Source organism: Leptospira sp. GIMC2001 (assembly GCF_028462125.1).
Lineage (GTDB): Bacteria > Spirochaetota > Leptospiria > Leptospirales > Leptospiraceae.
Window position 1 is genome coordinate 2,100,432 of record NZ_CP115468.1, and the last position, 21,840, is coordinate 2,122,271.

Annotated in this window: 25 protein-coding genes; all 25 read left to right on the forward strand. The window is 36.6% G+C overall.

Translation table 11 applies throughout. From position 1 onward, the window contains the following. Positions 1–48 precede the first annotated feature (48 nt). The gene (rfaE1, locus tag O4O04_RS11275) at positions 49–1,053 is read left to right on the forward strand and encodes a D-glycero-beta-D-manno-heptose-7-phosphate kinase (protein ID WP_272531787.1); all 1,005 of its coding nucleotides are present in this window, start codon (positions 49–51) and stop codon (positions 1,051–1,053) included. Continuing rightward, positions 1,046–1,558 carry a D-glycero-beta-D-manno-heptose 1-phosphate adenylyltransferase gene (gene rfaE2 / locus O4O04_RS11280; protein WP_272531788.1) on the forward strand — a complete coding sequence of 171 codons (513 nt, stop codon included), beginning with the start codon at positions 1,046–1,048 and terminating at the stop codon, positions 1,556–1,558. Before rfaE1 ends, rfaE2 begins: the two co-directional genes overlap by 8 nt. A 14-nt stretch (positions 1,559–1,572) precedes the next feature. Continuing rightward, positions 1,573–3,195: a CTP synthase gene (locus O4O04_RS11285; RefSeq protein WP_272531789.1), complete on the forward strand. Its 1,623-nt coding sequence runs from the start codon at positions 1,573–1,575 to the stop codon at positions 3,193–3,195. Beyond that, positions 3,195–4,043 carry a 3-deoxy-8-phosphooctulonate synthase gene (gene kdsA / locus O4O04_RS11290; RefSeq protein WP_272531791.1) on the forward strand — a complete coding sequence of 283 codons (849 nt, stop codon included), beginning with the start codon at positions 3,195–3,197 and terminating at the stop codon, positions 4,041–4,043. The genes O4O04_RS11285 and kdsA overlap by 1 nt, the downstream gene beginning before the upstream one ends. A 4-nt stretch (positions 4,044–4,047) precedes the next feature. Next, on the forward strand, positions 4,048–4,608 hold the full coding sequence (gene lptC, locus O4O04_RS11295) for an LPS export ABC transporter periplasmic protein LptC (RefSeq protein ID WP_272531792.1): 561 nt from the start codon (positions 4,048–4,050) through the stop codon (positions 4,606–4,608). Further along, positions 4,605–6,005 (forward strand): hypothetical protein, encoded by a 1,401-nt coding sequence (locus O4O04_RS11300; protein ID WP_272531793.1) that lies wholly within the window; start codon positions 4,605–4,607, stop codon positions 6,003–6,005. The genes lptC and O4O04_RS11300 overlap by 4 nt, the downstream gene beginning before the upstream one ends. Positions 6,006–6,076: 71 nt before the next feature. Further along, on the forward strand, positions 6,077–6,784 hold the full coding sequence (gene lptB / locus O4O04_RS11305; RefSeq protein ID WP_272536079.1) for an LPS export ABC transporter ATP-binding protein: 708 nt from the start codon (positions 6,077–6,079) through the stop codon (positions 6,782–6,784). A gap of 6 nt (positions 6,785–6,790) precedes the next feature. Continuing rightward, complete coding sequence (gene rpoN / locus O4O04_RS11310) at positions 6,791–8,212, forward strand: RNA polymerase factor sigma-54 (RefSeq protein WP_272531794.1); 1,422 nt, start codon at positions 6,791–6,793, stop codon at positions 8,210–8,212. 5 nt (positions 8,213–8,217) lie between these two features. Further along, positions 8,218–9,183: an HPr(Ser) kinase/phosphatase gene (gene hprK / locus O4O04_RS11315; RefSeq protein WP_272531795.1), complete on the forward strand. Its 966-nt coding sequence runs from the start codon at positions 8,218–8,220 to the stop codon at positions 9,181–9,183. Then, entirely contained in the window at positions 9,155–9,424 is a 270-nt protein-coding gene (locus O4O04_RS11320; RefSeq protein ID WP_272531796.1) for an HPr family phosphocarrier protein, read from the forward strand. Before hprK ends, O4O04_RS11320 begins: the two co-directional genes overlap by 29 nt. A gap of 3 nt (positions 9,425–9,427) precedes the next feature. Continuing rightward, positions 9,428–11,230 (forward strand): LIC_11548 family sensor histidine kinase, encoded by a 1,803-nt coding sequence (locus tag O4O04_RS11325; RefSeq protein ID WP_272531797.1) that lies wholly within the window; start codon positions 9,428–9,430, stop codon positions 11,228–11,230. After that, a complete protein-coding gene (locus tag O4O04_RS11330) occupies positions 11,227–12,570 on the forward strand; it encodes a sigma-54-dependent transcriptional regulator (RefSeq protein ID WP_272531798.1) in 1,344 nt (447 codons plus the stop codon). Before O4O04_RS11325 ends, O4O04_RS11330 begins: the two co-directional genes overlap by 4 nt. Next, positions 12,567–13,382 carry a hypothetical protein gene (locus O4O04_RS11335; RefSeq protein ID WP_272531799.1) on the forward strand — a complete coding sequence of 272 codons (816 nt, stop codon included), beginning with the start codon at positions 12,567–12,569 and terminating at the stop codon, positions 13,380–13,382. Before O4O04_RS11330 ends, O4O04_RS11335 begins: the two co-directional genes overlap by 4 nt. Further along, the gene (priA, locus tag O4O04_RS11340; RefSeq protein WP_272531800.1) at positions 13,379–15,331 is read left to right on the forward strand and encodes a replication restart helicase PriA; all 1,953 of its coding nucleotides are present in this window, start codon (positions 13,379–13,381) and stop codon (positions 15,329–15,331) included. The genes O4O04_RS11335 and priA overlap by 4 nt, the downstream gene beginning before the upstream one ends. A gap of 7 nt (positions 15,332–15,338) precedes the next feature. Next, on the forward strand, positions 15,339–16,280 hold the full coding sequence (gene fmt, locus O4O04_RS11345; RefSeq protein WP_272531802.1) for a methionyl-tRNA formyltransferase: 942 nt from the start codon (positions 15,339–15,341) through the stop codon (positions 16,278–16,280). After that, positions 16,277–17,248 (forward strand): PASTA domain-containing protein, encoded by a 972-nt coding sequence (locus tag O4O04_RS11350; RefSeq protein ID WP_272531804.1) that lies wholly within the window; start codon positions 16,277–16,279, stop codon positions 17,246–17,248. The genes fmt and O4O04_RS11350 overlap by 4 nt, the downstream gene beginning before the upstream one ends. 4 nt (positions 17,249–17,252) lie before the next feature. Beyond that, complete coding sequence (rpe, locus tag O4O04_RS11355) at positions 17,253–17,897, forward strand: ribulose-phosphate 3-epimerase (protein ID WP_272531805.1); 645 nt, start codon at positions 17,253–17,255, stop codon at positions 17,895–17,897. 95 nt (positions 17,898–17,992) lie between these two features. Beyond that, positions 17,993–18,259, forward strand: coding sequence for a 30S ribosomal protein S16 (rpsP, locus tag O4O04_RS11360; RefSeq protein ID WP_272531806.1), 267 nt, complete (start codon positions 17,993–17,995; stop codon positions 18,257–18,259). A gap of 2 nt (positions 18,260–18,261) precedes the next feature. Then, positions 18,262–18,492 carry a KH domain-containing protein gene (locus O4O04_RS11365; protein WP_272531808.1) on the forward strand — a complete coding sequence of 77 codons (231 nt, stop codon included), beginning with the start codon at positions 18,262–18,264 and terminating at the stop codon, positions 18,490–18,492. Next, the gene (rimM, locus tag O4O04_RS11370) at positions 18,404–19,021 is read left to right on the forward strand and encodes a ribosome maturation factor RimM (RefSeq protein ID WP_272531810.1); all 618 of its coding nucleotides are present in this window, start codon (positions 18,404–18,406) and stop codon (positions 19,019–19,021) included. Before O4O04_RS11365 ends, rimM begins: the two co-directional genes overlap by 89 nt. After that, positions 19,011–19,664 (forward strand): tRNA (guanosine(37)-N1)-methyltransferase TrmD, encoded by a 654-nt coding sequence (trmD, locus tag O4O04_RS11375; protein WP_272531812.1) that lies wholly within the window; start codon positions 19,011–19,013, stop codon positions 19,662–19,664. The genes rimM and trmD overlap by 11 nt, the downstream gene beginning before the upstream one ends. Positions 19,665–19,677: 13 nt before the next feature. Further along, a complete protein-coding gene (gene rplS, locus O4O04_RS11380; RefSeq protein ID WP_272531813.1) occupies positions 19,678–20,133 on the forward strand; it encodes a 50S ribosomal protein L19 in 456 nt (151 codons plus the stop codon). Positions 20,134–20,168: 35 nt separating this feature from the next. Next, the gene (locus O4O04_RS11385) at positions 20,169–20,810 is read left to right on the forward strand and encodes a ribonuclease HII (RefSeq protein WP_272531814.1); all 642 of its coding nucleotides are present in this window, start codon (positions 20,169–20,171) and stop codon (positions 20,808–20,810) included. Beyond that, positions 20,800–21,570, forward strand: coding sequence for a hypothetical protein (locus tag O4O04_RS11390; protein WP_272531815.1), 771 nt, complete (start codon positions 20,800–20,802; stop codon positions 21,568–21,570). Before O4O04_RS11385 ends, O4O04_RS11390 begins: the two co-directional genes overlap by 11 nt. Beyond that, positions 21,570–21,836: an EscU/YscU/HrcU family type III secretion system export apparatus switch protein gene (locus tag O4O04_RS11395; RefSeq protein WP_272531816.1), complete on the forward strand. Its 267-nt coding sequence runs from the start codon at positions 21,570–21,572 to the stop codon at positions 21,834–21,836. The genes O4O04_RS11390 and O4O04_RS11395 overlap by 1 nt, the downstream gene beginning before the upstream one ends. Positions 21,837–21,840 lie beyond the last annotated feature (4 nt).

Below are 21,840 nucleotides of genomic sequence, written 5' to 3' on the forward strand. Positions count from 1 at the left end.
TCCTTTGTTTTTGTAAAGGAAAAATGAACTTGTGATCCACCGGAAACAATGAATAGAGAAAAATTTGAAACGGCAACTGAACACTTAAAAACTACCAAAATTCTTGTAGTTGGGGATTTTATTTTAGATGAATATTTATTTGGTCAAGTAAGCCGAATATCTCCAGAAGCTCCCGTTCCCGTTGTCTGGGTACGAAATGAACAGACTACTCTCGGTGGAGCAGGAAATGTTGTTAAAAATCTTCATTGCTTAGGAAATCCGATAGCTTTAATAGGAAGATGTGGTGTGGACGAGAAAGGAAAATTATTGATTCGTCTTCTTGAAGAGGAGTCTGTTCATACCAATGATATTATACTATCAAGATCGGAGTCTATACCAACCATTCTTAAAACTCGCATTCTCGCTGGACATCAACAAGTATGTAGAGTCGATCGAGAAGAAGTGGTCGCGTTAACTACACAAGAAGAAAATTATCTATTCGAACAATTTTGCACCAAGATTAGCGAATGTTCAGCAGTCATTTTATCCGATTATGATAAAGGTTTATTGTCTGGCGAATTTATTTCCAAGCTTGTAGATGAATGCACGAAGCAGAATAAAATTGTAACTGTTGATCCGCAAGTTAGCCACTTCTTTCGATACCAAAATGTTTCTATCCTTACGCCGAATCATCATGAAGCAGGTAAAGCTCTCGGTAGATCCCTTGAAACAACTAAAGATGTAGAAGAAGCATGTCTTGATATATACAAAAAAATCAATCCAAAAGCAGTGATGATCACAAGGGGTGAGAAAGGAATGACGATCTTTCAAGCCCATGATCAATCCATTCATCATATTCAAACAGTCGCAAGAGAAGTCTTCGATGTAACGGGCGCAGGCGATACTGTAATTTCTGTTTATACTGCCTTTCATGCTGCTGGATTGAATCCAGTCGAAGCAAGTATTGTTGCTAATGCCGCTGCCGGAGTAGTGGTTGCAAAACTTGGTGCAGCAACAGCTTCCATTGATGAGATCAGAACAAAACTGCAAGAGTTGAGTGTGTGGGATGAATGAATTGCCGATAACAGAAGGAATTTCAAGCTTAAACAAGAAAATTATTGCTTGGAATCAAATTGAAGAAACGAAAGAAGACTTGGCAAATAAAAAAATCGTCTTTACAAATGGATGTTTTGATATAATCCATCGGGGTCATGTTGAATACTTGAATCGAGCGAAAAATCTAGGCGATGTACTTTGGCTTGGTTTGAATTCTGATGCATCTGTATCCAAGCTAAAGGGTTCAAACCGTCCGATAAATGAACAGTTTGACCGAGCTATTGTGCTTGCTGGACTTAGCTGTATTGATTTCATAACGATTTTTCCTGAAGAAACACCTATTGAATTGCTCAAAAAAATTAAACCGGATATTCATACCAAGGGTGGAGATTATAATCCAGAAACTTTACCCGAAACCCAGATTGTTCGCTCATTTGGAGGAATTGTCAAAATTTTGCCATTTGTCGAAGGTAAATCTACTACGAATACTTTAAAAAAACTGGAAAGAACCCTCGGTCATTAGAAAACTGTTATTGAATGCAAAAGACTCGCTATATATTTATAACCGGTGGTGTATCTTCTTCTCTTGGGAAAGGAGTCACTGTCGCCGCGCTCGGAACTCTCTTAGAATCTAGAGGATATTCGGTATCACTTCAGAAAATGGATCCTTACATCAATGTGGATCCAGGTACTATGAGTCCTTACCAACATGGTGAAGTCTATGTCACAGACGATGGTGCTGAGACAGATTTAGATTTAGGTTACTACGAAAGATTTACAAATTCTAAGTTAAGCCGAAAGAATTCGGTATCAACGGGTCAGATCTATTATTCGGTTATCGAACGAGAAAGAAAAGGTGATTATCTTGGTCGAACCGTACAAGTTGTACCACATATCACGAATGAGATTCGAAATCGGATTTATACACTTTCCAGAGAAAATGAAACAGATTTCGTAATAGTAGAAATTGGTGGAACAGTTGGAGACATTGAATCGGTTCCATTTTTAGAAGCGATTCGACAAATGAGATATGAACACGGTGCATCACAAGTCATGTTCATTCACCTAACTTTAGTTCCAACGATTCATGCAGCTGGTGAGGCTAAAACTAAGCCAACGCAACATTCGGTTAAAGAATTATTGGCTCTTGGGATTCAACCAGATATATTGATCTGTCGCATACAGAAAAATATGACCAAAGAAATGAGGAATAAAATTTCACTTTTTTGCAATGTAAAAGATGAGAATGTTATCTCTGCGGTCGACATAGCAAATTCCATTTATGAAATTCCTCAAATGTACAAAGATGAAAAGCTCGATGAAGTTGTTCTTAAAACTTTGGGTATGGACCTAAGAAAGATCAATTTTTCTAAATGGGAATCCCTCGTAAAAATCATTAGAACATCTAAGAAAAAGGTAAAAATTGCCTTAATCGGTAAATATATTTCATTACAAGATGCATATCGTTCCATCTATGAAGCGATTTCTCACGGCGGAATTGCAAATGAAGCAAATGTCGAAGTTATTAAACTCAATCCAGAAGATCTAGACAAGAACAACATCAAAGATGCATTAAAAGGTATACATGGAATTCTAGTTCCTGGTGGCTTTGGAGAAAGAGGCATTGAAGGTAAAGTTGCTGCCATTCATTATGCAAGAACCAAAAAAATTCCCTTCTTGGGGATCTGCTTGGGTATGCAATGTGCAGTTATCGAATTTGCTAGAAATGAACTGGGATACAAAGATGCGAATTCAACAGAGTTCAATCCAAAAAGTGAACATCCTGTAATTTCGATGATTGAAGAGCAAATGGAAATTGAACAAATGGGTGGAACCATGCGATTGGGAGGTTATCCTTGTCGCATCTTAAAAGGAAGCATAGCTTTCCAAGAATACAAATCGGAAAAAATTTCTGAACGACATAGACATAGATTTGAATTCACTCTAAGATACAAAGAAGAGTTCGAGAAAAAAGGTATGAAACTTACAGGTTTTTCCCCTGATCAGAATCTAGTAGAAATTGTAGAAGTTCCTTCTCATCCTTGGTTTATTGGGGTTCAATTTCATCCAGAATTTCAATCCAAACCAACTCAGCCGCATCCATTGTTTGTTGGGCTCGTTCGAGAAAGTTTGAAATTAGTCAAGAAGGGAGAAGAGTAATGTTAGATACAGTTACAGAAAGAGATTTTTTATCAGGAAGTAAAATAGGCGGAAAGAATCCATTCTTTCTAATTGCTGGGCCCTGTGTTATGGAATCTAAAGAATTACTAGATCGAGTATGCAGTGAAATGTTAGAAATAACTTCCGAAATAGGAATTCCTTATGTTTTCAAAAGTTCCTTTGATAAAGCGAACAGATCGTCCGTAAAATCATATAGAGGACCAGGACTATCTGAAGGTATTAAAAATCTTGAATATATAAAATCTAAATACAAAGTTCCTGTGCTTACAGATATTCATGAAACTTCCCATATCGGACCACTAAAAGACGTAATCGATATTTATCAAATACCAGCTTTCCTTTGTCGCCAAACAGATCTTATTGCGCAAGCAGCCGAAACGGGAAAATGGGTCAACGTCAAAAAAGGTCAATTCCTTGCTCCAGAAGATTGCAGACATATAAAAGCTAAAGTGCAGGAATCTGGCTCTGAGAAATATATAGTCACAGAACGAGGAACTAGCTTTGGATACAATAATTTGGTTTTTGATATCCGAGGAATTCCTATTCTGCACAATTTAGACATTCCTGTGATTTTTGATGCGACACATTCAGCCCAACTTCCAGGAGGAGCGGGCAATATTACAGGTGGCGTGCGTCAATTCATTCCTCATATGACACGGGGTGCTGTTGCATGCGGAGTGGAAGGACTGTTTATGGAGGTTCATCCTGATCCAGACAAGGCACTGTCGGATGCAACAACACAATATCCACTCTCTAAAATCAAAAAACTACTCAAGGATCTATATTCATTGGATCGTTTGGTAAAAGGATCGATGTTAGAGGGCTAGTCCCATGAAAATATTGATACTATTTTCTATATTTTTTTCCTTATTTTTTACCAATGTAAATTGTAGTAAAAAAGAAATTGAAAAAATTGAATCCGACAAGGAATCAGGATCTACAGTCGCTCTAAGAAAATTCGAACGCGTTTACTATGATGATAACGGCGTCAAAGAATGGAGATTGATTGCAAAAGAATCCTATATCTTTTCAGAAGAAGATAGAACTGTTTTTTATGATATGCAATTCTTTCAATTTGAAGAAGGCAAAATCACAAGTGAATTAGAAAGTGATTGGGGAGAAGTAAACCATACTACTAAGAAATTAGTATTAAAGGGCAATATCTTTTTAATTACTCCAGATAAAAAATCCCTCAAAACTGAGTTTTTAAATTATGATTTGGAGACTCAAGAATTAACAACAGATGAAGAAGTTCAAATCTACAGTTCCGGAACATCCATAAGAGGGATGGGTCTCAGAGCTAAAAAAGATCTAAATCAATTTACAATAATACGACCGACAGCGGTAACTCGAGGTGGAGAGAATCCATTCAAAAAGGATTCAACCGAATGAAAAGATTACCAATTAAGTTATTTATAATATATTTTTCTTCTTTGTTCCTTTTGAATCCAGTCATTCAACCACCTTTGTTAATCGGGCCAGAAGATATATTTTACAATCCAAGTTCTACACTAAAGCCTGGCGAAAATAAGAAAAAAAATAATGATCCAACTAAATGGGGTGGTAGCAGTCTTACGCAATCGGAAAAATCCTTTCAAGGGATTCCGGTCACAACATTTACATTAGGTGGCGGTGCTTGGATATATCATAATGATATAAAATTAACATCTTCAATTATAGAAATATTTGGTGAAGATGCAATTCGAGCTGATTTAAAAGGAAGAGTAGTAGTTCAAGATACCTCAAATGGGACAACTCTATCTGCTTCAAAAGGTTATTACGATAAACTATCAGACAAAATTACTCTGGAAGGAACACCGAGACTTCTGCATGTCTCGCCAGAGAAGAAAAGAACCAGAATCAGTGCCGCTAAAATTGTAAGATATCTCGATGAAGGTAAAACCATTTTAGAGGGAAAAGTATATGTTGAAAACGAGGACTATACTGTTGTTGGTGAGAATGCAACCTATCTAGATGATACAAAGAAAATGATAATTTCGGGATCTCCTTTTCTTTTCTCAGATAAAAGGTTCTTAAGTGGAAAAAGTTTAATATATGATACCGACTCGGGAGAAGTTGCCTTAGAAGATGGGACTTTCCTAATTCAAAAATCCTTAGAAAAGAAAGAATCTAAATCGAATGATAAAATAAAAAATAGTAAATCCAAATCGACTGATACAAAAGATAAAAATCTGGCAGAGCAAGAAGAAGTTCTAGTCACAACCATTTCAATCGCTGATAAAATGTTTCATCAATCTACTGGAGATAATAAATCCACAGGTTTGATCGGAAATGCTATGATCATCAGACCTGACAATGAATTCTATGCTGATTCTTTGAAGCGAAATATCACTAACAATGAAGGTGAAATAATCGAAGCAAAGAAAAATGTTCGAATCATCGACTTAGAAAATCATGTAATCCTAACTGGTGGATTTATGGAACATTTCAAAGAAAGAGAATATTCACACCTTACGGAAAATCCTAAAATCGAAGTAATGGATAAAGAAAATGAAAAAATCCAATCCACAATTACTGCGATCGAAATTGAAAGATTCATGGATCGAAAAGAAATTGTAACACGTGGAAACGTTAAGATAGAATCAGAGACTTCCATAGCACGAGGAGAGTATGCCACTTACTACGAAGAAGAGGAAAAAATCGTGCTAGAAGGTGATCCTTCCATCGAAAGAGACAAAAAAATCCTTCATTCTGGAAAAATTATTATATATCCGCAGGACGATCGTGTGTTATTGTCAGAAGGGATGAACTTGAAAGGATCTGAATGAGTAAGAAAGTAGCAACGAAAAAACAGGCACAAACTCGCACGCAGCCAGATCCTAATGCTAAGACTTTTCGAATGGAAAATCTTGTAAAAATCTACAATCGTAAACGGGTTGTGGACGGGGTTAGTTTCCATATTCAAAAAGGAGAGATTGTTGGCTTACTTGGACCAAATGGTGCTGGTAAAACAACGTCCTTTTACATGTCAGTTGGATTTGTTACACCTGATGAAGGTACTGTTTTTATAGATGATCAAGATTTAACTTCTTCGCCCATGCATATTCGAGCTCGGATGGGTGTCGGATATCTAGCTCAAGAAGCATCGATATTTCGGAAACTGACTGTTGCTGAAAATCTAGAAGCAATTCTTGAGACAATGAAATTGCCTCGTGAGGAAATCGTTCAAAGACGCGACGAATTACTTATGGAATTGCAAATCATGAGAGTTGCTAACCAGAAAGGATACACTTTGTCCGGTGGTGAAAGACGTAGATGCGAAATCGCTCGGGCTTTGGTAACAAAACCGGATTTCATTCTTCTCGATGAGCCTTTTGCTGGGGTCGACCCAATTGCAGTAAAAGATATTCAGACAGTTATAAAAAGTTTGAAAGATAAAGGGCTAGGCATTCTAATAACTGATCATAATGTACGAGAAACTCTCAAAATAACAGATAGAGCGTATATAATGTACAGTGGAAAGATTCTAATTTCGGGATCTGCTGAAGATTTGGTCAATGATCCTGAAACTAGAAGAATTTATTTAGGAGAGGATTTTTCCCTTTAAATCATCATGAATTTAGGTACGCAATTAGTTCAAAGACAATCTCAGAGACTTGTGATGACGCAAGACCTCCGCCAGTCAATTGAACTACTTGCAATGTCTACATTAGAATTATCAGATAAAATCCAATCAGAACTTCTCGAAAATCCTCTTCTTGAAGATCTCTCGAGTGAGGAGAAAGCAAAGACTCCGGAGTTGTATTCCAATTCGGAAGTACGTAGCATAGAAAAAAGCAACTATCTCAAGGACACTGACGGCAATTGGGGCGATTCCTATTCGATGGAAAATCCCAAAGTCTATGATCAAGAAGCGAGTGATCGCAATCAGAAATATATTGAATCTTCTAGCGTTCCAGAATCGCTAAGCACACATCTGCTCAATCAATTACGACTACTTGATCTTACTGAAGAAGAACTCTATATTGGGGAAATTTTGGTCTCCCTGATTGACGAAAAAGGATTTATTGAAGTAGGAATTCCGGAACTTTGCAAGGAAATGAACCTTGATATAAAAGTTGTTGAGAAGGTTAGATCAAATATCAATCATCTTGATCCGATTGGAATTGGAGCGAGCAATATACAAGATACTTTGTTAATTCAATCCCAGATTATTCTTCCTGAGAATAAAATTCTCCACGAAATTATAAAAAATCATCTTACAGATTTAGAGAAATTCGATTATAAAAAAATTGCGAAATCCATGAAACTTTTAGAAGACGAAGTTATGGAAAATGCAAGAATAATCAAAAGGTTTGAACCATTTCCTGCAACTCTTTATCAAGGTAAGAAAACTGATTACATTATTCCAGATGTAATCATAGAACACAATGGTGGCGACTTTTCCATTCTGATCAACGATGAGTGGCTTCCAAAATTAGCAGTTAATGAAAATTATAAATCTGTCCTCAATGAGAAAGTATCAGTAAAAGATAAGGAATTTGTTACAACGAAACTAAATTCAGCGAATTGGCTAATTCGTTCCGTGAATCAAAGACGTCAAACTCTCTATAAAACTGTCAGCGCTATAATCGATGCACAAAGAGAATTCTTTTTTAACGGCGTGAGTCACACTGAACCACTCACTCTGAAAGACATTTCCGAAAAGACCAACCTATCTGAATCCACAGTATCTCGTATAACAACAAACAAATATATCCAAACGAAATGGGGAATTTATGAGTTGAAATGGTTTTTCTCATCTGGAGTTAAAAATACGGAAGGTGGCAAGGCATCATCTAAAAAAATTCATGATATGATACTAGAAATGGTGAAGGCAGAGGACGAGACTGCACCACTTTCGGATCAAGATATAGTTGAAGCAATGGCAACAAAAGGAATTGAAATTGCTCGCAGAACAGTTGCTAAATATAGAAAAATATTAAAAATTCTTCCTTCGAATCAGAGAAAGAGAATAAGTCATTATAAAGGATAATCGGTATGCCAGTTCCAGGGATCACAGTCGAGATCATTATGAAAGAGCATGATGAGTTGGAATTAGAACTTGTTGCAGGTGAAGGCGGTCTATCCAATCGAATCTATAATTCTGAGATCAACCGACCTGGATTGTCACTTACTGGATTTTTTGATTTCTTTGCCAATGATAGAATACAAGTATTTGGAAAAGGAGAACGAGCCTATCTCCAATCTTTAAATGAATTGGAATTGCAAAAAATTGCAGATCAGTTTTTTGAATTTCCTTTGAATTGCATTGTATACACTCACGGCAATACACCTTCAGAACCTTTTGTTAAACATTGCAAAGAAAAGAATATTCCACTCTTTATTGCGAAAATTTCTACTCATAAATTTATTACGCTCATTTCCCAAATTCTTGATCGAGCACTAGCTCCAAGAACAGTGCGTCATGGAGTACTGATTGAAGTTTTCGGAATTGGGATTTTACTTACAGGACGAAGTGGAGTTGGAAAAAGTGAGACTGCACTGGAATTGATTGAACGTGGACATAGATTGGTTGCTGATGATATGGTTGAGATTCGTAGGCTCTCTGAAAGCTACTTGATCGGTTCTTGTTCAGATCTACTTCGTCATCATATGGAAATTCGAGGTATGGGAATCATCAACATTAAAGATATATTTGGTGTTGGATCAGTGCGAGATCATAAAATCATAGAACTCATTATCAATTTAAAAGAATGGGATGACGATATGGAATTTGACCGCACAGGACTCGATAACCTAACAGAAGAAATACTAGGTCTCCCAATTCCTTTTATCGAATTACCAGTTCGACCAGGAAGGAATATTCCAATTCTTGTAGAGACTGCCGCAATGAATCAAAGACTTAAGAAAATGGGCAAGCATAGCGCTCAAGAATTCAATCAAAAACTCACTCAATATATAAAGCAGAACCAAATTGAAACAAATCCTATTAAAAATTCTTGATACTAGCAATGGCCTTCATGCAAGACCAGCCTCGGTATTCGTTCGAGCAGCGTCTCAATTCCCATGTGAAATATCAGTTATTCGCGATGATGTTACTGTAAACGGGAAATCAATTCTAGGATTGATGATGCTTGCCTTAGGACCTGGAGCCGAGTTTACTGTGATTGCTGAAGGCGAAAAAGAAGAAGAGGCTTTGGAAAAATTAAAAGACCTAGTTATAAATAATTTCCAGGTCAACTAGTCCATGCTATTCAAAGGACCGAAAAATGATGAGATTAGGTACTACCTAAGAGATCTTTTTGTTTTTACGTTTAGTATTAGTTTAGGTATATTCTTTGCTGAATTTTTCTATTTTTCTGGAAGAGACGAGATTCCTGTACTTAACAAATTAGATAGCTATGTTATTTTTGTTCTGCCTTTCTTTGTATTTTCTGTAATCATGTCATATATATATAGGAATAAAAGAAATATTGAAACTGGCAAAATCAGAAGTTCTATTCGCTATAGATTGACATTAGCATTTCTGTTTGTTGCACTCCTTCCATCCGTTCCTATATTTATCCTGTCTTCTAACTTAACTGGTAAGTTAATGGAGACATTTTATAGAGTTGACATTACCAATGCGCTGAATTCAAGTCTTGAACTTATCAAGGAAATAGAAAATAAAGACAGAGTCGACCTTATAGCAAAAGCTACACATATGAATAATTGGCTAGGTAAGAAAAATATTTCTGAAGAAGATTTTCTTGTAGAAGCCTTTCGTATAGGAATGTTAGATTATAATACTTATTATATGGGATTATTCAATGTTGATGGCAGTCCTTTACTCGAAACCATTTCACTGAAAGAACGGATATTACCAGAACTTTTTTCCATTCAAGCAAATGAAATTCTTCCAAGCTACACATTGTACCGTGCAGATCGATCCTTTATACTTGCTAAGATAAAATGGAATCCTGCAGGATATGTATTGATAGGAAAGCGCATTCATCAAAACAATTACAATCTCGTTTACAATATTGTCAGTGTTAAGAACTCATATGAAGCACTAAATCTATGGAAAGAAAAAATTCCTTCAGGCGTGAGATTGGCAATCGGATTATTTTCTATTTTCATGTTTGGTTTTTCAATATTTTTTTCATTCTTGTTTGCAAGAAAAATATCTCGTCCCATTATCACGTTAGCCAATGCAACAACAAAGGTTTCATCAGGTGAAACAAATATTTCCTTAGATCTAAAAGAAGAAGGCGAAATGGGAATTCTCATTGATTCTTTTAATCAAATGGTAAAGGACTTAAGATCAAAGAATGAAGAATTGATGCATATTCAAAGAGTTGCTGCATGGAAAGAAGTTGCTCAAAGAATGGCTCACGAAATTAAAAATCCCTTAACACCCATTCAACTGTCTGCTGAGAGAATAAGAAAAAGATTCGAAACAAATACCAAGCCCGAAAAACTAAAAGAAGTAATCTTAGAATCGACTGAAACCATCATCAATCAAGTTCGTGTATTAGAACATCTTGTTAAAGAATTTTCTGAATTTGCGAGAATGCCAGTTCCAACACTTGTAAACCAGTCTCTCAATCCAATTCTTGAAGAGTCCATTCGTTTATTTCAAGAATCTACTGATATAAAGATAGAACGAAAACTTATGTCAAACTTACCGGAAGTTTTTTTAGATCGAAGACTTTTTCTCGGTGTAATCAATAATCTCATTAAAAACGCTGTCGAAGCAATCCAAGAAAACCCGAATCCTGATAAAGTAAAAATAATTCGAGTCCAGTCAAGACTCGAAAGAAAAATTATGAAACGTATAATAACCGTTACTATAGAAGATTCTGGTTTAGGTTTACATCCGGAACTTAGAAAAAAAATATTTGAGCCTTACTATTCCACAAAAGAAAAGCATGGATCAGGGATTGGACTTGCGATAGTTCAGAAAACAATTATTGATCATCATGGACATATTTCTGTATCTGATTCAAAACTTGGAGGATGCAAATTTTCCATTGAACTTCCGACCAGCATAAGTGATGGAAAAACATGAAAATTTTTATATGTGATGATGAAAAAGATATTCGAAGGACTCTAAAAGGAATTTTGGAAGATGAGAATTATTATGTTGAAGATTTTTCGACTGGCAAAGCACTTCTTAAAACACTCTCGAAAGAAAGACCTGATCTTGTTCTACTCGATGTCTGGATTGGTAAAGAAGATGGAATTGAAATACTAGATGAATGCAGAAAAATCTATCCGTTGTTACCGATCGTTATGATTTCGGGACATGGAACCATTGATATCGCTGTCAGTGCAACGAAAAAAGGTGCGATCGGTTTTCTTGAAAAACCTTTATCTATTGAGAAAGTCCTATCAACAATTCAAGAAAGCGTCTCATCGAATCCAGTAGAAGATATTCCTGATTATCATTTAGAATTTGATGATATATTAGGAAGTTCTAATGAAATCCGGCGAGTTAAATTTGCAATTTCGCAGGCATCATCGACAAATGCACGAGTTTTTATCTATGGTGAGAATGGAACTGGTAAAGAACTTGTTGCCAAAGCGATTTTTAAGAACTCAAAGAGACGAGATCAAAATTTTATTGAAATCAATTGCGCAGCTATTCCCGAAGAACTCATAGAATCTGAATTGTTTGGACATGAAAAAGGTGCATTTACAGGAGCAATTGATCGAAAAATTGGTCGATTTGAATTAGCGAATCACGGAACATTATTTTTAGATGAAATTTGTGACATGTCACTTGCAACTCAAGCGAAAGTTCTTCGCGCATTGCAAGAACAAAGATTTGAAAGGGTCGGTGGATCCGAGACGATTTCTGTTGATGTTCGTATCATTGCCGCGACCAATATTCCAGTGTTAGATGCGATTCGAGAAGGCAAATTTAGAGAAGATCTATATTACAGATTAAATGTAATTCCGATCAACCTTCCACCGCTTAGAGAAAGAATGGTTGATATTCCAGTTTTGACAGAATATTATTTAATAAAATCAATTCAAGAAAACAACCTTCCAATAAAGAAAATTGAGAATGAAGCAATTGAGATTCTAAAAAAACATTTTTGGCCAGGGAATATTCGAGAATTAAAAAACATTGTAGAGAGATTATCCATTATGGTTCCAGGAAACGTAATCGGAGGAAATCATGTTCGAGAAGCTTTAGTTGGTTTTAAGAAAGCGAATGAAATGATAGCTCAAGGCGACTTGAAATCAGCAAAAGATGAATTCGAAAGGCAGTATATTATAAAAGCATTATCAGCGAATGAAGGAAATGTTACCAAAGCAAGTAAAATACTCGGTATAGAAAGAACACATCTATATAGAAAAATAAAAAGTCTAAACATACAAATGGATTCTTTGTCAGAATGAAAGCTTCCGAATATTTAAATAGACTCAAAACTTTAGATTCCATTCTTCAAGAGACTGGTTTTTTATTGCAAAACAATGAATTTCCAATCTATAATTTATCCAAGGAACCATATCCTGATGAATTTCCTTTAGTATTCAATCCATCCAAAATCAATATAACTTCTGAAGGTGATAAAATATTAAATTCAGAAGGAGAAGTAATCGCACTCGATGGTTATCTTACGCGAAACTTTGCGTGTAAAAAATGTTCGGATCGATCCATGGGTATTCGAGGATTCCTTCAGAGAGGAAGAAAGAAATTATTGATCTTACACTATACGGGCGAAACGGGAATGCCTGGTTCTTCATTTATAAAAAAATCTTCAAAGACACTGTTTAGATCTAAGGAAGTAGAAGAGAGTTTTACTGAATGGATTCAAGAAGGTTTGAATACATCATACGAAGAATTTCATTATCAAGAGTATCCAGCTTGTCGTTTTCACAAAGGATTTGAAGTGAGCGATTGGCATAGGCGTGCAAATTTATGCGACATACATGTTGAAGAAACTGTGCGCAAAGAGGGTATCAAAGCAATTCTAGTTCTTGGATCATCAGCACTTCTTAGATGGCCAAGCGAATATTGTAAAGCTAATGCAGGAAAACTATTGGAATGGAAGTTTTCAGATGGCCTCAAAATTCCATATCTCATAACAAGATCTCCAGAAGCACTTCTCCATTGCAAAATAAAAAAACCATCTGAATATAAGAATATGCTCACACAGTTAAGTGAACACTTAAGAATACTTCAAAAAAAAGTCGGCGATTTCAATTGATTCAATACGCAGATATTGTCGTAGATCTTCCAATGGACAATGAGCTTCTAACTTATGAAGTTCCGAACTCGAATAAAATAGCTCAACGTGGAATGAGAGTTGAGATCGAAGTAAAATCAAGAAAACTTACTGGCATCATTCATTCAATTCACTCAAATGAACCAAATTTTAAATGTAAACCACTTATAAAAATAGTAGATACAAACCCTGTCATCAATGAAGAACAATGGGATCTCGCCGAATGGATGAAGAATAGTTATATGGCGGGACTTGGTGAATCTCTTTTTCGAATGATTCCTCAAGGAAGAAGATTGATTCGTGAAGAGGAACTAGATGTTGAAATTGATGCCGAATACAAATCACTTAATGAAGAGCAGCAAGTAGCATTTGATGCGATTGCAAAAGGAATCGGTAAAGAATATTCTTCCCATTTATTGTATGGAATAACAGGAAGTGGCAAGACAGAAATTTATATTCATCTTATTCGAGAATTATTAGAAAAGACTGACCGTACAGTTATATTTCTCGTTCCAGAAATTTCTTTAACTTTTCATATTATAAAAAAATTAGAAACAATTTTTCCAAAAGATATCGCATTGATTCATTCTGGCCTAAAAACATCACAAAGATTTCGATCCTATCAGTCCTTACTGAAAGGGGAACGTAGGATTGCAGTTGGAACTAGGTCTGCAGTCTTTGCTCCTGTTTCAAAGCCAGGACTTATAATATTAGATGAAGAACATGATCAATCCTATAAAGAAAATACCAGTCCACGGTATCATGCGAGGCAAGTAGCTCATTATCGTGTTAGCAAAAACAACGGAATTTTATTATTAGGAAGTGCTACACCTAGTGTAGAAACTTTTTATTTAGCTAAATCAAAAAAAATTCATTTCCATACAATGAAAAATCGAGCAGTGAATGCGTCGGTTCTTCCGGAAGTGCGCATCGTTCCAAAAAAAGATATGGAAGGGCCGGTCGGATTTGAATTGATGAAACAATTGAAATCGCAGATTCAAAAAAGTGAACAATCAATTCTCTTGCTAAATAGAAGAGGGTATAGCCCTTTTATTTACCTAGCTGAAGAAAAGAAATTTCTTGGATGTCCCAATTGTTCAACGAATCTATGTTATCATAAAAATGGAATTGTTCAATGTCATACATGCGGATACAAAGAGAGCTTTGATAAAATCAAATCAGGTCATAAAAAAGTTGATCTGATCGGAATTGGAACTCAGAAATTAGAAGAGTTTTTGCTTACGAATCTCCCTGATGCAAAAATTGAAAGATTGGACCAAGACAGCTCAAGAAAGCAAGAAGTTTTGACAGGTATTTTATCAAAACTTTATCACGGAGAGTTGGATATTTTAACCGGAACTCAGATGATCGCCAAGGGGCTTGACGTCGCTAATGTAACGTTTGTTGGAGTTTTGAATGCAAACCAAGGATTAGGGATCCCAGATTTTCGCGCAGGAGAAAGGGTATTTTCTCTACTAACTCAAGTTGCTGGTCGAGCCGGGCGAAGTACAAAAAAAGGATTGGTTCTTATTGAAGCTCATGATCCAAACCATCCCGTTCTGCAAAAAGCAATGCGACAAGACTATGACGGTTTCTATCAGGATGAGATACTTTTTCGCGAACAGATGAACTTGCCTCCATTTTCTAGACTCCTCCGGCTTGTCATACGCTCAACCGATGAAGAATTGTCTGGACAATCTATATTAAAAATTGCAGAGATCATTCGAAAGAACCAAAAGGATTCTTTTCAGATGCTTGGGCCTTCTCCTTGTCCATTCTATAAACTCGATAAATATTTCCGAAATCATATTCTTATCAAAACAAAAAATCATTCGATAACAAGAGAGCTTGTCGGAATCATACAAAGCCAATGGAAGAAATCCAATAAACTGTATTTGGAAGTTGACTTTGATCCTCTTGATTTAGTATAGTAAGATCATGAAAATTGGTTTTTTTGGAACACCAGAACATGCAAAAGACTTACTAAAAATATTAAAAGACCATGGCAATGAAATTGGATTTGTCGTAACCAATCCAGATAAGCCACAAGGTAGAAAAAAAGAATTAGTTCCGTCACCCGTTAAGAAGTATGCTTTAGAGAATGGTATCCCAGTCTTCCAACCAATCAAAATCAAGCAAGAACCTGCAATTCAAGAAATTCTTTCCATTGCTGTGGACATACATATCGTATACGCCTATGGCTCTATAATACCGGAAATTATTTTTACATCTCCGAAATTTGGAAGTATGAATTTGCATGGAAGTCTTTTACCAGAACTACGAGGTGCATCACCTGTTCAATCGGCGATTCTCTTAGGTTACAAGAAAACGGGTTTTACAATTCAATATCTAGCCAATGAAGTCGACTCAGGTGATATAATAGCTCAAGAAGAGTTTGAGATTTCCGATTCAGATACAACTGATATTTTACTCAATCGCATAACAGATCTTGGTGGAAAAGCAATATTGAGAATTTTGGAAGAAATTAACCAAACTCAAAAACCGAGTTCCTCCATTCCCCAAGATAACTCGAAAGCAACATTTTGCGGAAAATTCAAATCAGAAGATCGTTTACTTGATTTTACCCAATCAGCAGAGTCGATTCACAATAGAATTCGAGCCTTCTATCCAAACCCTATAGCCATGTCGGGGTTTCGAGGCAAAAAAATCCTAATCCATAAATCCTATTTAGAAAAAGATACAACCGTAGACAGCCCACCTGGAACGGTTTATTTAAAGGATAAAAAATCACTTTTCGTAATTTGTGGTGATAAAAAAATGATCGGTATCGGGGAGATTCAGCCAGAAGGTAAGAAGCCTATGGCAGTCAGTGAATTTTTGAATGGCATTAATTTCCTCGAAGGTGAGAGATTCGATTGAAAATTTTAAAATTACGTGGTTACATTCTATTTCTAAGCCTGGGAATGGTTATTTTTTTCATAGGCGCATTCTCAGTTATATTGGTTCGAACAAAAGATCCATACCTGACGACTATGCCAAACTTAATTGGAAAAAATTATGTATCCGTACATAATGAACTCATTCGTTTACGCCTCAAAGTCTCACTGGAGAATACAAGAATCCCTGAGAAGAATGATGGAGAGATTGTTGCACAATCGATATCACCAGGAAAGCAAGTTGATGCTGGCTCACATGTCTATCTCACAGTAGTTCAAGGTTTTGACCGCGTAGAAATGCCCAATATCATTGGACAGAACCTATCTACTGCTAAAGGTTCACTTGACAAAGTCTTATCTGGAGAGACATACGTTTCTATGCCGATTGGAGGAATTACATTCGTTCCGGCTAAAGAAACGGAACAAGCGGATACAGTCATTGATCAGATTCCCGAGCCAGGCAAAATTACCAATAGTGGGGAAAAAGTATATCTTCTCGTAACTGAACCATCCAATCCAAAAAATAAGAATGATCAAAGCTTCAATTCAATTCCGCTTCCAATCGCAGGTAAAGCTCTGAATGCAATCAAATTCCCTTGGAAAATCACAAGCTGGGAGCCTACTCAAATAAGAGAACAAATTGGACTGATTAAGTCTTCTACTCAGAATAATGGAATGTATGAATTTGTAGTATTCAAGAAAGAGTTGGAGAACAGAATTGAAGAAGGATACGAATTTGTAGACTGGAAGATTCCAAGAGATGGCGTCTATCAAGTGTCAGTTGATCGCATATCCAATTCGGATCAAAGAGAAATCATCTATCTTCCTCAATCCTTTCGCAAAGATGAAATTTTATCAATAGTATTGTATAGAAAAGGGGATATCGTAGCGAAACTGTTAACGATTGACGACAAAGAAATAGATAAAGAAAAGTTTAAATCAGAAATATAAATTCATGAAAATATCAGCATCCATTCTCGCAACTTCCATCACTCAACTAGGCAGAATCATTCCGTCCATTAATCCAGAAGCCGTAGACTATATCCATATGGATGTGATGGACGGAAACTATGTTCCACAAATCTCGTTTGGTGAGGCGATCACAAGAGAAGTAAAAGAACTCACAACTATTCCACTGGATGTTCATTTGATGGTCAAAAAACCAGAAGATCATTTCCAAAAGTATCTGGATCTCAAGCCAGCCTACGTCACTTTTCACCAAGAAACTACAGATTTTGGGGTCAGGCTATCGGACGAGATTCGAAAGTCTGGATCAAAAGTTGGAATTAGCCTAAACCCTATGACTCCTGTGACTTCACTAAAGTATATCTTACCATATATTGATATGATCTTGATTATGACAGTGGATCCAGGATTTTACGGACAGAAATTTATTCTAGGTGGTTTGGACAAAATTAAGGAAGCAGCAGATATGGTTTCTCATCTTCCGATAGACATCGAAGTGGATGGCGGAGTAAACGCGTCCAATATAGCCGATATACGAAAGGCTGGGGCAAATATCTGTGTTGTTGGGGCTGGACTTTTCAAAGAAGGCGACCCATCATCGAACGGCTTGAATTTGAAGAAACTTGCAGGCTAAAAACGAGCCATTCAAACCTATTGGATCATGATTTCATTGACAGGCATAATAAACAACATTTCATGGTAAAAAACACCGTTTTATAGGGAATTCCATTGGTAAAAATAAGACTTCAAAGAACTGGATCCAAAAATGATCCTCATTATAGAATTGTTGCAGCAGACTCAAGATCACCAAGAGATGGAAGATTTATTGAATTGATTGGACATTATCATCCTACTTTAGGTGGAACACACCAATTTACAATCAACGAAGAAAAAGCGAATGATTGGCTAAAAAAGGGTGCGCAACCAACTGAAACTGTAAAAGGTCTATTCAAAAAACAAGGTCTTCTGACTAAAACTGTAGCAAAGGCTAGCTAAAATTGGATTCCTTGATCAAATATATTGCTACTTCACTAGTTGATGAGCCTGAAGCAATTCACGTGAATCAAGTGGATGGGACTGAGAGCTCTGTATTGGAACTAAAGGTAGCACAAAAAGATATCGGTAAGGTAATCGGTAAGAATGGAAGAATCGCAAAAGCTCTCAGGGTTATCCTCCAAGCATCTTCCGTTAAACACGGAAAAAACACCCAACTCGAAATTCTCGACTAACACCAAGGATAAGAATAGCATTCAGATTGGAATTCTAGCTTCTTCGCACGGTGTGAAGGGTTGGGCGAAAGTTAAGAATGCTGGCGAATCCTGGTCTAAGCTCGATTTCCCCAAAAAAATAATCTTTGAAAAAGCGAATCGCACAAAGATATTCAATATTCTTCAAGTAGAAATCAAACCCAATTATTTATTGATTCGAGCAGAAGCCGTAAACCAACCAGAATTTTGGTTAGAGTGGAATGGCGCGAAAATTCTGATCGAAAAATCAGAAGCGGATTCAATTTTTGATGAAGAAGACGGATTCTTTTATTACCAACTGGAAGGGCTAGCAGTTCTAGATCAAAATGGAAAGCCAACTGGATATTCTGTAGAAAAAATTGAAGAAAGTCCCGCACATGATATTTTATTCTTAAAATCTGATTCAGGCAATCCAATTCTCGTTCCATATACAAAGTCCTGGGTTGGGGATATTTCTCTCGGTTCGGGAACGATCGTAATCAATGGGTGGGAGGACTGGATTGCTCTTTAACTTTATAACTTTATTTCCAGAACGCATCCATAGTTTTTTTCAAACTGGTGTTCCTGGTAAGGCTATAGAGAAAAAAATCATCCAAATCAATACAATTCAGCTCAGGGACTTTGCTGGTAATAAACACAATCGTATAGATGACACAATCTATGGCGGTGGGCCGGGAATGTTACTGCAAGTCGGGCCAATCTATCGAGCACTCGAATCCTTAGGAGATAAAAAAGGGCATGTCGTGCTTCTCTCAGCAGCTGGTGAGACCTTTCAGCAATCTACTGCGGAAGCTATGCAAAGCCAATATGACAAGATTACATTCATCTCAGGTTATTACGAAGGCGTGGATGCAAGGGTCAGCGAACACTTAATTGACAGGGAAGTGGCACTTGGAAACTATGTAATTTCATCGGGTGATATTGCTGCAATTTGCGTTGCAGATTGTATTTCTAGGCTGATTCCAGGTTATTTAGGTAGATTCTCGAGCCTCCAAGAAGAATCTCACAATTTGGAGAATGTCTTGGAATATCCACAATACACAAAACCGAGAGAGTTTATGGGCTGGACGGTTCCCGAAGTCTTAGTAGACGGGAATCATAAAGAAATCAACGTTTGGCGAGAAGCCAATCGAAGAACCCAAAACATTGAATAATGGGACAAAAGAAATGAATCAATTGATTGAAAAAGCCATCGCTGAAGATCCAAGAAACGAGATCAATTTTGAAATCGGGGACACAGTAAAAGTTCATTATAAGATCGTAGAATCTGGTAAAGAACGTATCCAAGGTTATGAAGGCCTAGTGATTGCAATATATAACAAATCTTATGGTAAAACTTTTACAGTAAGAAGAGTATCTTACGATGTAGGTGTTGAGAGAATTTTCCCAATTCATTCTCCAAAAATCCAAAGAATTGAATTAGTTCGTAAAGGTAAAGTAAGACGAGCGAAACTCTACTATGTTCGTGGCAAGTCTGGTAAGGCTGCGAGAATCAAAGAGAAAAAAGGTGGACAAGCGATTGTTGCAAGGGACAGAAAAGTTCACGATGACAAAGTGAAAGCAGCACAAGTTCGCGCCAAAGAAGATGCGGCAGCACAAGCAGCCGAAACTCCAACAGCATAGAAAAACAGTCTTTTAACAAACAACAACCATCATTGATGGAATTCAATTTCCAGAATGAGGGACTTGTTTTTGGATTTGATGAAGCAGGTCGAGGTCCATTAGCTGGACCAGTCTGCACAGCTATCGTAAATTTTCATCCTTCAACTCTTCAATCCATTCATAATAAAGAAATTCTTATTGGACTCAATGATTCCAAAAAACTCAGGTCTAAACTCCGAGAAAATCTATTTGATCAAATCATCAAATTAGCTAATTTTTATCATATATCAATAGTCAGCCCAAGATTTATCGATAGGTTCAATATCAATCAGGCTATTTTTTACGGAATCAGAAAGTCCGTAAGAAGAATTGAACAAAAATTGAAGCATGATTCTCTCTTTCTTCTTTTGGATGGAAACTATCGCCTAGAATCCAATGTATTCGAATGGCAACCTCCAAAATACAAATCTATTCCTAAAGCTGACGAATTCATCTATTCGGTAAGTGCAGCTTCCATTTTGGCAAAAGTTTTCCGAGACCGATTGATGAACGCGTATGCTAAAAAATTTCCTGAATACGGATTCGATTGTCACAGTGGATACGGCACAGAAAAGCATAGACTCGCGATTCAAAAATTCGGGATTTCTCGCTTGCATAGAAAATCCTATCTCCGCAATATAATGCCTAGTGAAACCTGATCCTATTCGAAAAACTAGTGTAAGTCAAACGATTAGTGTCATTCGTTCGGCGCCGCATGAGAAAGGGGTTTCATCAAGCCAAGTATCCGCGATGGTTCAGAATTCGATTAAGGCCGGAAATATTGCACAATTTAAAACTTCTGGAAAAATTTGGGAAGCAAAAGTTGCCTTCAATGTTTTTGCGAAAGAAGTCATATTGCTAGATGCAGCAGACCATAAAGGACTGCAATGGAAGGTACGACAAAGAATATTTCAAGACCATTTACAAAATAAATCCAGTTCTTTAACAGATAACAATCCAAGCAAAACATTCCGATCTGAAAAAGTTTCCCTAGTTTTGGAAAAACTTGCGCAGCCTGAAAATTTCATAAAGGACGGATTCATAGACGATAAGATCTTCAAAACTCTAGATCAGATGTTTTCTTTAATTTCTTGGAATCCAGAAACGCAATTTTTTTCATGGAAGTGGGAAGATTCCGAAGCAGAAGGTTATTTCTCTAACGATGATTCAAAAAAAGGCTTTCTGATTCAATACAATTCAAATAATTTGGGCAAGGCTTGGTTTTATTTCTTTTTTGATGAGAAAGAAAACTGGGATTTAAAAGCAATGATCGAAAATATTGAATTTTACGAATTATTTTTGGCTGACTACGATTCTCTCCGTCAGCTATTTGTGGATGCTGGTATTCGACCAAATTCCGTAAGCATAGAATATGGATCAGAGAATTCGATTGAATCCAATAAGGGCTGGATTGCATAATGAAGCAATCCGTAGCACTTAAATTTACACCTGGTCGCGATATGGCTCCAAGAGTAGTTGCAACGGGAGAAGGATTTTTAGCAGAAGAAATTGAAAGACTTGCTATAAAAAATGGAGTTGCTGTAATAAAAGACGAATTGCTTGTTAAATCTCTAGGAAATTTAGGTTTAGGGGTAGAGATACCCGAAAATCTCTATAGGGCAGTAGCCATTCTTTTTCAATATTTATGGGAAAGGGAATCAAAATCGAACCGGGGCATCAACTGAATTT